At 29.2% G+C, this 17840-nt stretch carries 15 protein-coding genes and 1 pseudogene; 15 read left to right on the top strand and 1 reads right to left on the bottom strand.

Features of this window, described 5'->3' with window-relative positions; translation table 11 throughout:
• Positions 1 to 167 precede the first annotated feature (167 nt).
• Positions 168 to 1118: pseudogene (locus BQ7358_RS07360) on the bottom strand (DDE-type integrase/transposase/recombinase); the annotation flags it as partial.
• Between the two features lie 161 nt (positions 1119 to 1279).
• Between BQ7358_RS07360 and BQ7358_RS07355 the strand changes: the two are divergent.
• The 15 genes from BQ7358_RS07355 to tnpA all read left to right on the top strand — a co-directional run bounded on the left by BQ7358_RS07355 (position 1280) and on the right by tnpA (position 17799).
• Entirely contained in the window at positions 1280 to 1795 is a 516-nt protein-coding gene (locus tag BQ7358_RS07355) for a PadR family transcriptional regulator (protein ID WP_062173347.1), read from the top strand.
• Complete coding sequence (locus BQ7358_RS07350) at positions 1792 to 2769, top strand: BtrH N-terminal domain-containing protein (protein WP_072520420.1); 978 nt, start codon at positions 1792 to 1794, stop codon at positions 2767 to 2769. The genes BQ7358_RS07355 and BQ7358_RS07350 overlap by 4 nt, the downstream gene beginning before the upstream one ends.
• Before the next feature lie 455 nt (positions 2770 to 3224).
• On the top strand, positions 3225 to 4034 hold the full coding sequence (locus tag BQ7358_RS07345; RefSeq protein ID WP_072520419.1) for a TlyA family RNA methyltransferase: 810 nt from the start codon (positions 3225 to 3227) through the stop codon (positions 4032 to 4034).
• Positions 4035 to 4050: 16 nt separating this feature from the next.
• The gene (recN, locus tag BQ7358_RS07340) at positions 4051 to 5769 is read left to right on the top strand and encodes a DNA repair protein RecN (RefSeq protein WP_062173353.1); all 1719 of its coding nucleotides are present in this window, start codon (positions 4051 to 4053) and stop codon (positions 5767 to 5769) included.
• Between the two features lie 23 nt (positions 5770 to 5792).
• A complete protein-coding gene (rsgA, locus tag BQ7358_RS07335; protein ID WP_062173355.1) occupies positions 5793 to 6662 on the top strand; it encodes a ribosome small subunit-dependent GTPase A in 870 nt (289 codons plus the stop codon).
• A gap of 103 nt (positions 6663 to 6765) precedes the next feature.
• Complete coding sequence (rpe, locus tag BQ7358_RS07330) at positions 6766 to 7410, top strand: ribulose-phosphate 3-epimerase (protein WP_062173357.1); 645 nt, start codon at positions 6766 to 6768, stop codon at positions 7408 to 7410.
• Entirely contained in the window at positions 7410 to 8042 is a 633-nt protein-coding gene (locus BQ7358_RS07325; protein WP_062173359.1) for a thiamine diphosphokinase, read from the top strand. Before rpe ends, BQ7358_RS07325 begins: the two co-directional genes overlap by 1 nt.
• Positions 8043 to 8054: 12 nt before the next feature.
• A complete protein-coding gene (locus BQ7358_RS07320; RefSeq protein ID WP_083577644.1) occupies positions 8055 to 8900 on the top strand; it encodes a sulfite exporter TauE/SafE family protein in 846 nt (281 codons plus the stop codon).
• Entirely contained in the window at positions 8901 to 9254 is a 354-nt protein-coding gene (locus BQ7358_RS07315; protein ID WP_062173361.1) for a DUF1634 domain-containing protein, read from the top strand. It begins immediately after the preceding gene.
• A gap of 194 nt (positions 9255 to 9448) precedes the next feature.
• Positions 9449 to 10831: a cytochrome ubiquinol oxidase subunit I gene (locus tag BQ7358_RS07310; protein WP_072520417.1), complete on the top strand. Its 1383-nt coding sequence runs from the start codon at positions 9449 to 9451 to the stop codon at positions 10829 to 10831.
• Between the two features lies 1 nt (position 10832).
• Positions 10833 to 11861, top strand: a complete 1029-nt coding sequence (cydB, locus tag BQ7358_RS07305; RefSeq protein ID WP_062173364.1) for a cytochrome d ubiquinol oxidase subunit II — start codon at positions 10833 to 10835, stop codon at positions 11859 to 11861.
• A 3-nt stretch (positions 11862 to 11864) separates the two neighbouring features.
• Positions 11865 to 13580, top strand: a complete 1716-nt coding sequence (cydD, locus tag BQ7358_RS07300; RefSeq protein WP_062173366.1) for a thiol reductant ABC exporter subunit CydD — start codon at positions 11865 to 11867, stop codon at positions 13578 to 13580.
• Positions 13567 to 15312: a thiol reductant ABC exporter subunit CydC gene (cydC, locus tag BQ7358_RS07295; RefSeq protein WP_072520416.1), complete on the top strand. Its 1746-nt coding sequence runs from the start codon at positions 13567 to 13569 to the stop codon at positions 15310 to 15312. The genes cydD and cydC overlap by 14 nt, the downstream gene beginning before the upstream one ends.
• A gap of 695 nt (positions 15313 to 16007) precedes the next feature.
• Positions 16008 to 17078, top strand: coding sequence for a hypothetical protein (locus BQ7358_RS07290; protein WP_072520415.1), 1071 nt, complete (start codon positions 16008 to 16010; stop codon positions 17076 to 17078).
• A 256-nt stretch (positions 17079 to 17334) separates the two neighbouring features.
• Positions 17335 to 17799 (top strand): IS200/IS605 family transposase, encoded by a 465-nt coding sequence (gene tnpA, locus BQ7358_RS07285; RefSeq protein ID WP_062171958.1) that lies wholly within the window; start codon positions 17335 to 17337, stop codon positions 17797 to 17799.
• Positions 17800 to 17840: the final 41 nt, after the last annotated feature.

Below are 17840 nucleotides of genomic sequence, written 5' to 3'. Positions count from 1 at the left end.
TTGATTAGATTTGCCAGCTTTAATTCCTTAGAGAACATTTCAGATTTCTAAAACTTATTTGTCAAGGATTTGAAAAAGGCGTAGCCCTTGTCCTTGACAAATAAGTTGTGAAATCTATTATCTAACAAGGAATTATAAAGCCGGCATATTTTTATAGACTCTTTCCGTAGCTCTTTTCTTTTTTCAACAGGAGAAAGCCAATTTAAAGTCTGCATAGGAAGACGGTTAGAGCGATATAGATACTTTTTCATCTGAGATATAAGATCATCATACGAAAAGAAAGATAAATGCCTGTAAAAACGTTCATTATCATTTCTATGACTACGTTCAACCTTACCGTTATGTCTAGGAGTTCTAGGTCTAATAAGTTGATGTTTAATGCCAAGATTATTACACAATACATCAAAAGGGTGTATTCGTTTAGTATCTTTAAAATGCGTAAATTCAAAACCATTATCAGTTTGAATTATCTTGGGTTTATACCCAAAATAATCAATAGCCATTTTAACAAATTGAACAGTAGAGTATGATGATTGTTCTTTAAAAGGGAAAATAAATCTTTCCCTAGTAGCTTCATCAATAATAGTATATTGATAAAATTTATCAGGAATTTCTCCTACATAACAACGTTTAGGAACATATTTCACATCAAGTTGCCATTTTTTACCAATTTCAGTAGGTGTATTATAAGGTTTAGGTTTATAAGGAATTACTTTTTTCTTAGTATCTTTATAAAAACCTAATTTTCTAAGCACTCTAAATAAAGAACAAGGATGTCTTTTATAACCTTTGTTGAATTTAAGTTTAGCATATAATTCAATCATAGAAATATTAGGATTACGTTTAATAAGATTTTTAATCCAAGACAATTCTTCAACTGTATGGGCGTTAGGGTGAATAGAATGAGGTCTATGAGACTTATCTATAAGAGACTCTTTAGTACCGTCATATTTTTTATTCCAACGCAAAAGAGAGGCTTTTGATATTTTATAGCGCCTACAAATAAAGCGGATAGAGTTACCATTTCTATAAGTTTTAACTGCAGCTATTCTTGTTTGTAAAGTATGAGGTATATATCGTTGTGTTTTTTCTATATTTTCTGTTATAATAGTTTTCATAAGAGTAAATTCCTTTTTTTGATTTGGTGTAACTTCATTATACAGGATTTACTCTTCTTTTTTTTATTATATGTCTCACATCTATTGTAACACTACATTTTTGAAAAATAGTTATTTAATATTTATTTGACACGAAAGTATTCTAGTGCTAGAATAATAATATGAAAATATCATTAACAGAACAAATAATACTGGGACTTTTAGCAGAACAACCACAGCATGGTTATCATATAGAAAATTTAATCACTGAAAGAGGTATGAGAAAATCGGCAGAAATCGGTTTTTCTTCTATCTATTATGTACTTGAACGTCTGGAGAAAAAGCAATTAGCAACCAGTCTTTCAACTAAGGGAAAGGAGAAAAAACAATATAAGATAACGGACTTGGGAATGGAAGTGCTAAAAGAAAAAACAAAAAATCAAATTTCAGAAAGAAAACCTGCTAATACACATCTTATGACAGGATTAGCTACAAGTCATTTAATTAATACATTAGAACTAATAACTGCTTTAGAAGACAGACAAGCTGTATTATTAACAGATTTAAAAATTCTACAAGAAAAAATGAAAAAAGGTAGCAATGTCCAAGCAGCAAGACAATTATTTAGCTTAAGTGAAGTATTATTGAAAGCAGAGTTAAGTTGGATAAAAAATGAATTGGAGAGATTAAGAAAATGAAAATAACAACGAAAGCGTTTATAGGGCAACACTGTGAAAGTACAGCAACAGGAACTTTATTAAATCAACTAGGAATTGAATTAAGCGAACCGTTACTATTCGGTTTAGGACAAGGATTGGGCTTTATTATATGGAATATGAAAAATATGGATTTTCCTTTTATAGGAGGGCGTATTAAAACAGATTTACTAACAAAAAATATAGCACAAAATTTGAATCTCAAATTAACCGTCAAAGAAACAACATCAAAAATAAAAGCATGGAAAGAGGTAAAACAACTACTTGATAGTGGGAAGGCTGTTGGTTTAAAATTAGATTGCTATCACTTGGAATATTTTAAAAATCCGCCCCATTTCGCAGGTCATTATGTTGCGATACTTGGATACGATGATAAAAATACTTATTTAGTTGATACAGTTCAACAAGGTTCTGATGTGAAAACATCATTAGAAAGTTTAGCCATGGCACGAAGTGAAAAAGGACCTATGTCATCTAAAAATTTATATTATATCCTTGAAAAAGATAATGATATAATACCATTGAAAGAAGCAATTATAACCGCAATCCGTAATAATGCACATACTTATCTGAATCCACCTATTAAGAACTTAAATTATAAAGGTATTGAGAAAGCAAGTAAAGAAATTATAAAATGGTTTGATAGATCAACAAATAGAAAATTCGAGTTTTCAACTTCTGCAATGCTAATGGAGAGATCAGGAACCGGTGGAGCGTTATTTAGAAATATTTATCGTGATTTTTTGCACGAAGCATATCAAATAACAAATAATCAAGTTATTAAACATGCGTATAATGAATTTATCGACATTGCTAAAAAATGGGCAGAGGTAATTTCTCTATTTGAAAAAATAGGAGAAACAGATGAACGTATCTGCGTTTTACAAGCTGCTGATATATTAAAAATTATTTCAAAAAAAGAAAAAGAGACTATGGAGTTACTGAAAGATATTTAAGTCATTATTTTATTTATCATGATAATGATATGATGTAGAATAAAAGGAAATTTTTACAGTAGAATATAAAAATGTCAGTTGATAAAAAATTAAGAATATAAGGAGCGATTTAAAAGTTAAAAATTCTAGTATAATTTACTCATTAGTAGTTATACGTTATGGTAAATTGATTTAGAGATATATTTTAAAGAGTTTTTCTTAAATTTAATGAACTGTGTGGGAGCGATCATATAAAATTGATTTCTAACGAAATCACGATTTTAGGTCGTTCTCTATTTTTATTAATTTAACAAAGGACAAGTTAACGCATAGCCAAAAATCATACAATATGGTAAAATTAAACATAAGTGTATATGAAAATAATAATTTTTTGATTTTAAAAGTAATAATAATAAATTAGAAAATAATTTTTATAATCAATATTAAAGAATATGTTACTGGATAAAGAGGTAGTTATGACAAAAGAACGTGCGGATATCCTTTGCGTCAGTCAAGGATTATTTGATTCAAAAGAGAAAGCAAAACGAGCCATTATGGCAGGTATAGTATATAATGATAATATAAGAATAGATAAGGCGGGGGAGAAAGTAGATTTTACTGCTACACTTCGTATTAAAGGGAAACAAATGCCATATGTAAGTCGAGGCGGTCTTAAATTGGAAAAAGCAATTAGTGAATTAGGTTTTGATGTAAAAGATAAAGTTATGCTTGATATCGGTTCATCAACCGGCGGGTTTACCGATTGCGCTTTACAACATGGTGCAAAATTTGTTTATGCACTTGATGTAGGAACTAATCAGCTGGTTTGGAAACTTCGGAATAATGAACATGTTAAAGTTATGGAACAAACCAACTTTCGATATAGTGTAAAAGAAGATTTTAATATATATCCGATTGATATAGCATCTATTGATGTATCGTTTATTTCATTGTCATTAATTTTACCTAATCTTGCTGCTATAATTAATGATAACGGAATGGTGTGTGCATTAGTTAAACCACAATTTGAAGCCGGACGTGATAAAGTTGGTAAGGGTGGAATAGTGAGAGATAAGAAAATTCAAACAGAAGTAATTGAAAAAGTATTATTACTTGCTAACAGCGTCGGTTTTAGTATGATAAACTTAACATATTCTCCTATTACCGGTGGAGAAGGGAATATTGAATTTCTTATGATACTTAGTTATAATGCTAAAAAAGATATAAATAACGGTAGTATAAATATTGAGCATGTAGTAAATAATGCTCATAATCACTTCAAATAAAATAGGGGGAAGGTACGTGTTAATACAATTAAATATTAAACAGTTTGGTATTATTGAACAAGCGACGCTTGAATTAAAAAACGGATTGACTGTACTCAGCGGTGAAACCGGAGCGGGAAAATCTATGATACTCGCAGCTATATCCCAACTTTCAGGGCAAAGGACATCAACTTCTTATATAAGATACGGAGAAGATAAGGCAAGTGTAGAAGGGGTATTTGATTTTCCAAAAAGTAAAGAAGTAGCAAAAATATTTAAAGAGTTAGACCTCGGTGTAGAAGATGATGAAGTTATTATTATAAGACGTGATATATACAGTACAGGAAAAAGTATTTGTCGTATTAATGGTATTGTTGTAAATCTGGCAACATTGAAAAAAGTAACCGCTTATCTATTGGATATTCACGAACAGCACGATAATCAAGTATTATTAGTTGAAAAAAATCACTTAAATTTAATAGATACTTTTTCAAAAGAAACAATAATACCGATATTAGTAAAATATAAAGAAAAATATAGAGAGTATAAAGTAATACAAGAAAAAATTTCCAATTTGAAACGACAAGAGAGTGATGTTTTACAAAAGATAGATTTTTTAAAATATCAATATAATGAACTCGAATCGTTAAAATTAAAAAAAGATGAAGATTTTGAACTAGAAAAAGAGATTGATTACTTAGAAAATTTCGAAAAAGTTAATAGTTTGGCATATAGTATTTCTGAAGATATAGACGGTGAGCGTGGAATTTTGTCAAAATTAGGAAGAATTCGTTCCAACTTAGGAGAATTAAGTAGTTACAATGATAATTTTGATGAAAAATATGAAGAAATAACAAATTTATATTATATATTAGATGATTTAAGATATGAAATATCCAGTTATACAGATGACATAGAATACGATGAAGAAAAATTAAATAAACTTAATTTCAGATTAGATAAGATACGTATGTTGGAGCGAAAATATTCACGCAAATTAAATGAACTGATTATTTTAAAAGAAGAAATAGTAGAGGAATTAGAAGAATTAGAAAACTATGAAGAAAATGTAGAAAATTATTTAAAAAGAAGTGCGGTAATAGAAACAGATATAAAGAAATTAGCTAAAAAACTTACAGAAGCACGAAAAAAAACAGCAATTCATCTTGAAAGCTTAATACAAGAAGAACTTAAGTTTTTATATATGGAAAAAAGTATAATAAAAGTTGATTTCAAAGAAAAAGATTTTGCACAAGATGGTTGTGATGATGTACGAATACTTATCAGTGCTAACTTAGGAGAACCGCTTAAATCATTGTCAAAAGTTGCTTCCGGTGGAGAACTTTCGCGTGTTATGTTAGCATTGAAGATTATTTTTTCACGCAGTATTGAGGCAACGTCAATTATTTTTGACGAAATTGATACCGGAGTTAGTGGACGTGTTTCGCAACGTATGGCAGAAAAAATGTATCAGTTAGGTGTTAATTCGCAAGTATTGTGTATTTCACATTTACCACAAACAACGGCATTAGCTGATACAAATTTGCTGATTAGAAAAGTGATATTTGATAAAAGAACATTAACAAAAATAAAAGAGTTGAATGACCAAGAAAAAATAATGGAAGTAGCCAGAATGTTATCAGGAGATAATTTAACAAAATTATCAGAAGAACATGCGGTGGAAATGTTAGAATTAGCTAAGAAAACACAAAAAAATATAATAAATAATATTGTTAAAAACAATAAAGATATGTAATATAAAAAGTGTAAAGGATGATTATGACAAAAAAAGGCAAAATTTTAAAAGCATTAAGTGGATTTTATTACGTACAGGTTGGAGAAAAGATGATTACTTGTCGAGCACGAGGAAATTTTCGTAATGATGGAATTGTACCGTTGGTTGGTGATAATGTAATTATTCAGATGACTGATAATAATACAGGGTATGTGGTAAAAATACTGGGTAGAAAAAATGAATTGTTGAGACCGAAAGTAGTAAATATTGATCACAATTTGGTTATTATATCAGCAAAAGATCCTGATTTTTCCAGCAAGTTACTTAATAAGATTATTTGTTTAAATGAAAACAGTAATGTTGATATTATCTTAATTTTTACCAAATTAGATTTATTAAATAAAACTGAACATGAGTATATATGTAAAGTAATGAAGTATTATAAAAGTATAGGATATAAAGTATATACTAACGATGAAGGAGATATAAGTAAAATAAAATCACAATTAGCCGGAGAGTACATAGCTATTTCAGGGCAATCCGGTGCAGGAAAGTCAACCTTTATTAACAAATTATCAGGTAGTCTAAATATAGAAACAGCAGAAATTTCCAAACATTTAGGACGTGGTCGCCATACGACAAGGCATATAGAATTTTATAAACTTGATGATTTTTATATAGCGGATACCCCGGGATTTTCTTCGATAGATATAACATTTATAGAAAAAGAAGATATTCAATATTTATTTAGAGAGTTTAGTAATTATTCATGTAAATTTCAACCATGTAATCACGTGGAAGAAATTAATTGCGGTGTAAAGGAAGCTGTCAAAATGGGAGAAGTATTACAGAGTCGTTATGAAGATTATAAAATGTTTTTCAAAGAAAAAGAAACACAGAAAAAAAAATATTAAATTTTTTTGTTAAATATTACAGAGAAATTAGTAATTTTATTATATAAAATTCTAACTTTAAAATGTCAAAATAATATATTAAATAATTTAAAGGAGTTTGAAAATGAAAAAAATACTACCATCAATTTTATCAGCAGATTTTGCAAATTTAGAAAGAGATATAAAAGAATTGGAACAAGTCGGAATTGATATGCTACATATTGATGTAATGGACGGTAATTTTGTACCTAATATTTCATTTGGTTTCCCAATTATAGAATCAATAAGAACAAAAACAAAAGCACTTTTTGATTGCCACTTAATGATAGCTAATCCGGAAAATTACGTGAAGCGTTTTTGTAAGATTGGCTGTGATATGGTATCGTTTCATATTGAAGCTACTAATCATGCAGATAGAGTAATTCAAGTTATTAAGAATTCGGGGAAAAAAGCAGGAATAGTTCTTAATCCACAGACTTCTGTCGAAAGTATAAAGTATTTATTGCCTAAGGTAGATTATGTACTAATAATGACAGTAAATCCGGGATTCGGCGGTCAAAAATTTATAAATGAAATGCTTGATAAAATAGTGGAATTAAATAATATCAGAATAAACAAAAATTATAATTATTTAATTCAAGTAGATGGTGGAATAAACATTGAAACATCAAAATTATGTCGTGAACGTGGAGCCGATTTGTTAGTATGTGGTTCATTTTTGTTTGCGGCAGAGAATAAAAAACAAACCTTGGGAGAATTACTAAAATAATGGAACAAATAAAACAGATAAATATAATGCTTGATGGAGAAAAGCCGAACTCAATACCTTCGGGTCATTGGTGTGGTGTTGATGGTGGAGCAAAATATTTAGTGAATAGGGGAATTAAGCTATTAATCGGTTGTGGCGATTTTGATTCTGTTAATGATAATGAGCGACTTAGAATAGAAAATAATTCTAAATATTATTATAAGAAAAATAATGAAATAGAAACGGATGCAGATTTTGCATTAAGAAAAATACATAGTATATGTAAAAATATAAGAATTATAAATATTTATGGTGCAACCGGAAAAAGATTGGATCATTTTTTTGGAAATATACTATTACTTAATAGTGAAAAATACTCTAAAACGATAATGAATATTGTTGATGATAATAACATTATTATGGTGGCAAAAGCAGGTAAGAATATATTTTTACCTAAAAAAGAATACAAATATTTGTCAATAGTCCCCTTATATGAACATACTATTATGACAATAAAAAACGCCAAATACGAAGCGGAGAATTTAGAGTTGACTTTGACCAGACCTAATGCAACCAGTAATGAATTTTTTGATAATAAAAAAATAGAATTAGATGTTGATAAAAATTGTTTGGTAATCTATGCAAAAGATTAGTTAGGAGATATTATGACAGAAATAATTCAATTTATTTTAATTGCTGTTTTTTCCGGATTTTTAGGATCATTAGTCGGTCTTGGGGGGGGAATTATTATTACTCCGGCATTAACTATTATATTCGGTATTGATATTAAATATGCCATAGGAGCGAGTATAGTAGCGGTAATAGCCACAAGCAGCGGGTCTGCAATAGCCTTTGTAAAAGATCATATGAGTAATATGCGTGTAGGAATGCTTCTTGAAATATTTACAACTGCGGGTGGAGTTGTTGGAGCTTTGATGGCAGGAGTTTTTTCATCAAAACTACTATATATATTCTTTTCACTTATATTATTAAACTCATTTTATGGAATGTTGAAAAAAGCAGGTATTATTACTAAAAAAAGAGTAGAAGAAATTGTTGAGAATGATAAGTATGCAGATACTTTTAAATTAAACTCATCTTATTATGATAAGGCAATAAAAAGAACGGTAAATTATAACGTAACAAATGTACCTCATGGTTCACTGATTATGTTTGGTGCGGGATTTGCCAGCGGTTTATTAGGTATTGGAAGTGGTGCTTTTAAAGTAATTGCCTTGGATAATTATATGAAATTACCTATTAAAGTAAGTACAGCAACCAGTAATTTTATGATGGGGGTGACCGCAACAGCTAGTGCATTAATTTATTTTTTCAATGGAACAATTAATCCGACAATAGCAGCACCGATAGCTATTGGAACTTTGATTGGTTCAAGAACAGGGGCGAAAGTAATGCAACGTTTAGAAGCAAAATATATACGATATATATTTTTACCGATATTATTATTTACTGTAGTCAATATGTTCTTAAAAGGACTGGGGGTGCTGTAGATGAATAATAAAAAGGATATTAATGTTATTATTTCAAATATATTAAAATTAGGCGTCTATACCAGTTCTTTATTTATCGTTGTAGGTATTATTCTGGCTTTTACTACTCATAGTGACGGTAGATTAGTTATAGAACATTATACGTTTATAAAAATGTTAAAAGGTTTGCCGAAATTTGATTATTATTCATATTTAATGTGCGGTATTTTTGTTCTAATATTAACTCCGGTTTTAAGAATATTAGGATTATTAGTAATTTATTATACGGAAAAGGAATATAAATTTGTAAAAGTTTGTATTATAGTATTAATTATTTTGTGTATTAGTTTAATGCTAGGTGTTAAACATAACTAAATAAAACCCTTATTGATAGCTATTATCATTATTAATTAAAACTAAATTTGTCTAAATTGTGAACATAAAATGTTAAAATGTTGATATTATACAATATTTTAACATTTTTATTTTGACATCATAAAAATATGTTATACAATAGTATTGTAATATTTACTTTAAATATAATTTAAAACAATAAAGGAGGTATTTTTATGTTGGATCCACTATTACTTGCAAGGATACAATTCGCTGCAACAACAGTGTTCCACTTTTTCTTCGTACCAATTACAATAGGTATGGTATTCTTAATCGCGATATTTGAAAGTATTTATGTTAAAACTGGTGATGAACATTATAAAAGAATCACAAAGTTTTTCGGGCATCTGTTTCTAATTAACTTCGCGGTAGGGGTCGTAACAGGTATTTTACAAGAGTTTCAATTCGGAATGAACTGGTCTGAATACTCATCTTTTGTTGGAGATGTATTTGGTCCGTCATTGGCGATCGAAGCATTGCTTGCGTTTTATCTTGAATCAACATTTATAGGTATTTGGATTTTTTCTTGGGATAAAATTAATAAAAAATTACATGCTATGTGTATTTGGTTGGTTAGTATCGGAACGATTATGTCAGCGTTTTGGATTTTATCAGCTAACTCATTTATGCAACATCCTGTCGGTGTTAAATATGTAGATAACGGAATTATTGGTAAAAAAGCAGAGATGATAGACTTCTTTGCGATTGTTAAAAATCCATATCTATGGAATCAATTCCCTCATATTCTTGCTACATCACTAACTGTAGGAGGATTTGTTATAGCAGGAATTGCAGCATGGAAAATTGTTAGAGGTCATGAAGTTTCAATCTTCAGAAAAGCATTTAAGGTTTCTATTGTAGGTGCTTTAATAGGATCGTCAGCATTACTTGTAACCGGTCACTCTCAAGCACAATATTTAGTAAGAGAATATCCGATGAAAATAGCAGCTGCTGAAGCGATGTATGAAGATTCGGGAAATGTTGCGGCGTTTTCTGTTTTAGCAAAAATTGACCAAAAACAACAAAAAACAGAAGAAATAATTGAAATTCCTGGAATGTTAAGTTTCTTGGCATACAATAAATTTGAAGGTAGTTTAAAAGGAATGCACACTCTTCAAAAAGAAATGGATGAAAAATATTATCCGATTATTGGAAAACATTTAAATTATATTCCTAATGTGCATGTGATGTATTATACATTCAGAATTATGGGCGCTTCAGGTGGATTATTATTCTTAATGGCATTATTGGGAACAATATTCTCATTTAGAAAAAATGAAATTAAAAAACGTTGGTTTTTAAAAATTATGCCATGGATGCTGCTGATAGCTGAGATAGCAACTGCTTGTGGTTGGATTATGGCAGAAATGGGGCGTCAACCGTTTATAATCTTTGGAGTAATGCCTACAGAATCAGGGGTATCTTCTAACTCCGGAGCAGCAGTGCTATTTTCATTAGCGGTCTTCTGTATTTTATATACAGTATTAGGTATAGCACAATATGTATTATTTAGACATATGATGAAGAAAAAAGAAACAACTGTAAGGGAGGTAGCATAGTATGGATTGGTCAGTAGCTTTACCAAATATATGGTTCTTACTAATTACAGTGTTATTTACAGGATTTTTCGTATTAGAAGGATATGATTTTGGTGTTGGTATATTAGCACAAATATTGGGTACTAATGATGTTGAAAAACGTGTGTACTTTAATACAATCGGTCCGTTTTGGGATGCTAATGAAGTTTGGTTGCTTACCGGTGGTGGAGCGATGTTTGCCGCATTTCCTATCTGGTATGGTAAATTATTTAGCGGATATTATATTGCGTTTGTATTGATGCTTGTTGCTTTAATTTTACGAGGCGTTTCGTTTGAATTTAGAGGTAAATTAGGTAATAATAGAAAGTGGATTAAAGCATGTGACTTCGCAATGTTTATTGGTAGCTTTTTACCACCGATTTTATGGGGAGTAGCCGTTGCTAATTTTATGACAGGGGCTAACCTTGATGATAAGAAAAATCTGATTGATGGATTTTTAGGATTATTATCACCGTTTACTATTTTAGGTGGTATTATGATGTTATTACTAATGCTTGTTCATGGTGCACAATTTTTAGCACTTAAAACAACAGGTGAATTAAGAAATGCCGCACGTGGTATTTCCGCACTATTATTCCCGTTTGCTGCAGTTGTTACACTGGTATTTGCAGTTTGGGCGTTGTTTAAAACGGACATTTTTATAAATAATTACTATATAGGATTAATCTTGGCATTAATAGCTGTGGCGTTCTTCGTAGTTTCGTTCATTTTAAACTTCAAAGGAAAAGATTTATCGGCATTTTTATGTACATCTGGTACGTTAGCATTCCTTACATTGAGTGTTTTTGTTGGAATGTTCCCAAGAGCTATCATAAACAGTAATGATGTTACACAATCACTATTTATATATGATGCTGCAAGCGGAATTTATACTCTAAGACTTATGACAATAGTAGCGTTATTCTTATTGCCATTCGTCCTTGGATACCAAGTATGGTCATATTCTATTTTTAGAAAACGACTAACAAAAGAAGATGAATTGGAGTACTAATTGATGAAGAAAAAGGAAGAAAAGTTGAAACTTCCTGTTAAAAAAAGTCTTACATTGACATTATTAGTATTATCAACATTAGAAGCAGTTTGTATTATTATACAGGCTGCTTTTTTAGCTAAGGCTATCGTGGGATTGTTTGATAAAAATTTTGATAATGTATTAAGAGATAGTATACTTTTTTTAATGGGTTATATATTTAGAACGCTGTTTTTACATTTGGAGCAGTATGTGACAGAAAAACACGCTATTGAATTTGAAAAAAACCTGCGTAAAGAATTATTAAGCAGTTATTTTAATTTAGGACCTGAGTTTACAACAAGAGAAGGTTCCGGTAAATTAGTTACTTTAGCTATTGACGGAATTGGCAAAGTAAAACAATATTTTGAGCTTAATGTATCGAAAAAGTTACGTGGCGGTATTATACCTGCTCTTATAGTAATATTTATATTTTATACTGATTATGTATCTGCACTTATGATAATATCGGTAATACCGGTAATTGTAATTTTTATGATTTTGCTCGGTATTAATGCTCGAGATATGGCTAATAGACAATATAAAAAATATCGTGCTTTATCAAATAATTTTATAGATACTGTTAGAGGAATAGAAACTTTAAAATTTTTAGGTATTAGTAAAAATTATTTACCTATCATGGAGAAAAAAAATAGTGAATATCGTCAAAGTACGATGAAAACACTAACCGTGGCATTTTTAAATAGTTTTGCGTTGGATTTTTTAACCACTATTGCTATTGCACTGCTTGCAGTAAGATTGGGAATACTTTTGCTTGATGGTAGTACAGTGTTATTACCGTCGTTAACAGTTTTGTTGATAGCACCGGAATTTTTCCTGCCGATGAAACAAGCTGCTACAGATTATCATGCAACATTAGATGGTCAAATGGCATATGAAGATATTCATCGTATGATAATAAAAAATATAAAAAATAAAGAAGAAAAAGTTAATATTTCAAATGTCAAAAATATTTCATTGGAAAATATTAGTTTACAAAAAGATAATAAAATTATTCTAAATAATATATCCTTAACGATTAATAAAGGAGATAGGGTGTGCCTTGTAGGACAAAGCGGTAGTGGTAAGACATCTCTTATTTCTATTTTAGCCGGTTTTAATAATCAAACTACAGGAATACTTCGTATTAATAATGAGGAAATAAAACTTACTGATATACAATGGGCATTAAAAATTTCATATATTTCACAATTTCCATATATTTTCCCTGATACGATACGTAACAATATTCTCTTTTATACAGATGAAAATATAAGTGATAAACGCTTAGAACAGGTGTGTAACATAGTAGGATTGGATAGTTTTATTAACACACTACCGGATAAATATGACACTTTAATCGGAGAAGCCGGACAAGAATTAAGCGGTGGGCAAGCACAACGTGTAGCAATAGCACGTGCTTTAATTAGTGATAGAGAAATTATTATTCTCGATGAACCGACAAGTCATTTAGATATTGAAACCGAATTTGAGATAAAAGAAAAATTGCTTGAATTATTTAAAGAACGCACGGTTATTATAGCAACGCATAGATTGCATTGGTTAAATAATACAGATTATATCGTTCATTTAGATAGTGGAAAAGTGGTAGATTATGAAAAAATCTCTGATTTTAGAGTAAGTGATAGATATGATAAATTAAAATCAAATTTAGTAGGAGGTGGCTATGGTGAAAAATAATTCTATTATTAGAACTGAAATCAGACGCAACAAAAAAATGATGAGTGCCGTAGTTCTACTGGGTATGTTTTCTGTAGTTAGCGGTGCAGCACTGATGTATGTATCAGGATTTCTTATCAGTAAGTCATCATTACGTTTAGGGAATATACTAATGTTACAAGTGCCGACAGTATTAACAAGAACCTTTTCATTATCACAATCTACATTTGCTTATGTGCAACGTCTATTAAGTCATAATTTAGTGCTGGGTATTATTGAAAAAATGAGAAGTAGGGTGTATAAAATACTAGAACCACAAGCACTGAAATTAAAAAAAGAATATAAATCAGGTGATTTATTAGGAATTATATCGGAGGATATAGAACATTTACAAAATATTTATTTAAAGACTATTTTTCCTAGTGTTATCTCACTTATATTATATGTGATTTTCGTGACAGTAATGTTTGGTTATGATATGAGTTATGCTATAATTGCTACATTATTCGGATTGTTTATCATCTTTGTTGTCCCATTTGTATCCCTTATATTTACACGTAATAATTTCCATATAATGAAAAAAGCAAAATATGATTTATATCGTAATTTTACGAGTGCAGTATTTGGAATAAGTGATTGGATCTCATCAAATAAAATAAAAGAGTTTATGATTGATTATCAAGAAAAAGAATCTCGACTTCTTAAACGTGAAGCAAAGATAAAGGCATTCGTTCATTTTAGAGAAAATATTGTTAACTTATTAGCGGGTTTTACTGTATTTTTTATGATTTACAGCTGTTGGAACATGACATTAAATAATACAATAGAAAATGTTTATATAGCTTCATTTTGTATGATGGCACTATCTGTAATGAGTGTTGCTGTTATGACGGGTGAGGCAATCTCACATATGCCGGGATATGAAGTATCGATTAATCGAGTTAAAGAGTTCTACGCACAAGAAGAAAAAACATTAGATACAATAGTTACAAAAAATAATAAAGAAAATAATATTATTGATATTGAAAATGTAAGTTTTGAATATGAAGATGGGAAAACAATTTTAAATAATATTTCACTTTCTATAAAAAAAGGAGAAAAAGTTGCAATATTAGGGCGAAGTGGTGTAGGAAAATCAACGCTTATTAAATTGCTGACAGGAACATATACGAATTATACAGGAAATATTTCAGTATTGAATAAAGTACCAAGTGAAAAATTATTAGGTACGGAAATTTCGCTTTTAAATCAAAAACCTTATTTGTTTGATATGACAATTAAAGAAAATTTAAAATTATCATTACTTGATAATGATGATATTGTATTAAGTGATAAGGAAATTAACGAAAAAATAATTGAGAGTTTGGACAAAGCACAATTAACATCATTAATTGATAGTCTATCGGAAGGTATTGATACAAATGTTTTTGAAATGGGTAGTAGATTTTCGGGTGGAGAAAGACAACGTATAGCTTTTGCACGTAGTATTATTCAAAATAATGAATTACTGTTACTTGATGAACCGACTGTTGGACTTGATCCAAAAACAGAACATGAATTATTAAAAACAATTTTTGAAACAAGTAAAGATAAAACAATAGTGTGGATTACGCATCATCTAAATTCTATTGAATATATGGATAGAATAATATTTATTAAAGATGGATGTGTAGAAATGGATGGTACACATGAAAAGTTGTATAGAACGAATGAAAAATATCGTAAATTGTACGATATGGATAATATAAAATAGATATATATACCTTTGAATTAATCAAATTAAATAGTTCTGTAGCGATATGGAATATAATAAAGTTGATTCAAAAATAAAGAAAATCCAAGAAATAGTTGTAAAAAACTCATTTCTAGGATTTTTAATATTTTTGTATGAAAATATTAAAAAATTATAAAAATTATATAGGATAAAAAACCATTATTATGGCAATGAAAAAAATTACCATATAAAATTATTAATAGAAATAAAAATAAATATCATTATATATTTAATTAAAAAATATGACGTTTAAACAATTAATACTATTCAAGAAATAACAAAAAATTTATTCAATGAAACAATAAAATTCATAATGAAAAAAGCTTAATATCTAAGTTATGAAACTATGAGTACAAAGTTAGCTATTATAGTGAAACTTGAATTTGCTTTGAAAATTAATAAAGAAAACTTGGTACTATACGAATATAAAAAAAGTCGATTTTTTATTACAATTATATTATAATATTTTTAGCTAAATATTCTGAATTTTTTGCCTTTTTGCTTAGATTTTTAAAGAGAATTTTTTAGAAATTCTGTAGCAAGTAAAGTCTGAGTTTATAATTATCATATAGTTCGATGTGGTTATAAGCTTAAAACAGAATGTATAGAAGTTATTAGGGGTAACTTCTAAAGGCGAAATGCAGTATAAAAAAACAAAAAAAGGAGATATTAAAATGAGAAAAATGAAAAAAGGTATTGTAGCTTTTACTATAGCGGTAATGTGTTTATTTATCGTTACAGGATGTGGAAAATCGGGCAGTGATTCAAAGAGCTCATCGGGAGGAACAGAACAAGTAGAAACATATAGAGTGGATAGTTCCAGAATTTCCGTACTTACCAACAAAGGAAATGCGTATTACATAGGTGGGGGATTAGCCTTTAGTAAAGAAACTGTTGATGTTGATAAACCGACTAAGTTTTTAGAAAATATAAAAGATCTTGTTTCCGGACATGCTTGGATTGACAAAAACAATGATTTGTACATAGAAGGTGTTGATAGTATAAATGGAGGACACTTAAATGAACCCAAAAAACTGGGAGGGAATATTGTTAGTTCAACTCCATATAACTTAGGTGTTGTAGCTGTGGATAAAGACGGTAATTTATATTCATTTGGTAAAGAAAAATTCAACGGTTTTGATAAAACATATAAAGAATTTACTAAAATTGATGATATAAAAGATGTAGTTAAGGTTTCATCTAGCGTATTTAATTATTGGTTTTTAGCCCTTACAAAAGATGGTACAGTTTATAATAAGAAATTTGATAAAAAATTTGAAAAAGTGATAGATAATGCTAAAGATATTCAAGGAAGTTACATTATTACAAAAGACGATGAAGTTTATCATATGGGAAATGAATTAACTAAAATTGGTAAATCATTAAAGATAGGTGGATATATTGATCCGGGTGCTGTAAAATTTGTAGAAGATAAAACAATCGCCCGTGTTTTATGGGACGGAAAAAAACCTAGAAATGATAAAGAAACAGATGTACTTTATCAACAATATCCTAAAGATATAAAAGAATTAATATACCATAATATTTCAAGTGATAAGAATAAAGATGGTAAACATATCCTTAAAATGGTATATGAAAATATGGATGGAGATATAGTTTTATACAACGTGTATGATTGTTATAATATAAATGGGAAAACAGAAAAAAATATTTCTAAAGTAAGTAAGAGTGTAGATGATATAGCTAAAATTTGGGATTTTGTAAAAGTAGAAAAAAAGAATTAAGATAACAAAATAAGAAAATATCCTCTGTTTAAAATGCGGTGCACGAGAAAAAAATAATGAAAAAATGCTAAACAGCATCACGTTGTTTAGCATTTTTTCATTAATGGCTTTAGCCAGTTGAGGAGGCGAAGTCTCCGAAACAATAAACCACCCGCTATGCGGGTGCGAGAAAAGAGTTAAACAATTGAAAAATCATCCTTTCTTGATAAAATAAGAGTAGTTCAAGCACTAAAATAAAGAAAGGATGATTTTAATTATGGCAAATAAACATAATAGTTTATCGCATACAAAGTGGATATGTAAATACCATATTGTATTTACCCCTAAGTATAGACGAAAAATAGAATTTAATCAATACAAACGAGATATAGTAGATATAATAAAAAGGTTATGTAAGTATAAAGGAGTGGAAATAATAGAAGGACATATAATGCCAGATCATATACATTTGCTGTTATCAATACCACTAAAATATAGTGTATCAAGTTTTATGGGATATTTGAAAGGAAAAAGTTCACTGATGATATTTGATATGCATGCAAACCTGAAGTATAAGTATGGGAATAGAAAGTTTTGGGCAGAAGGATACTATGTAAGTACTGTAGGTTTGAATGAAGGTACAATAAGAAAATACATCAAAGATCAAGAAGCGCATGATATTGCAATAGATAAACTGACAACAAAAGAATATACAAATCCATTTGGAAATAAGAAAAAATAGATAAACCCGTTTGACGGGTAGCGGGCGTAAAAATACAATAG

Origin of the sequence: Gemella massiliensis (genome assembly GCF_900120125.1) — a bacterium.
Lineage (GTDB): Bacteria > Bacillota > Bacilli > Staphylococcales > Gemellaceae > Gemella > Gemella massiliensis.
Note: the sequence above shows the minus strand (reverse complement) of the source record. Positions and strands in the feature narration are given on the sequence as shown.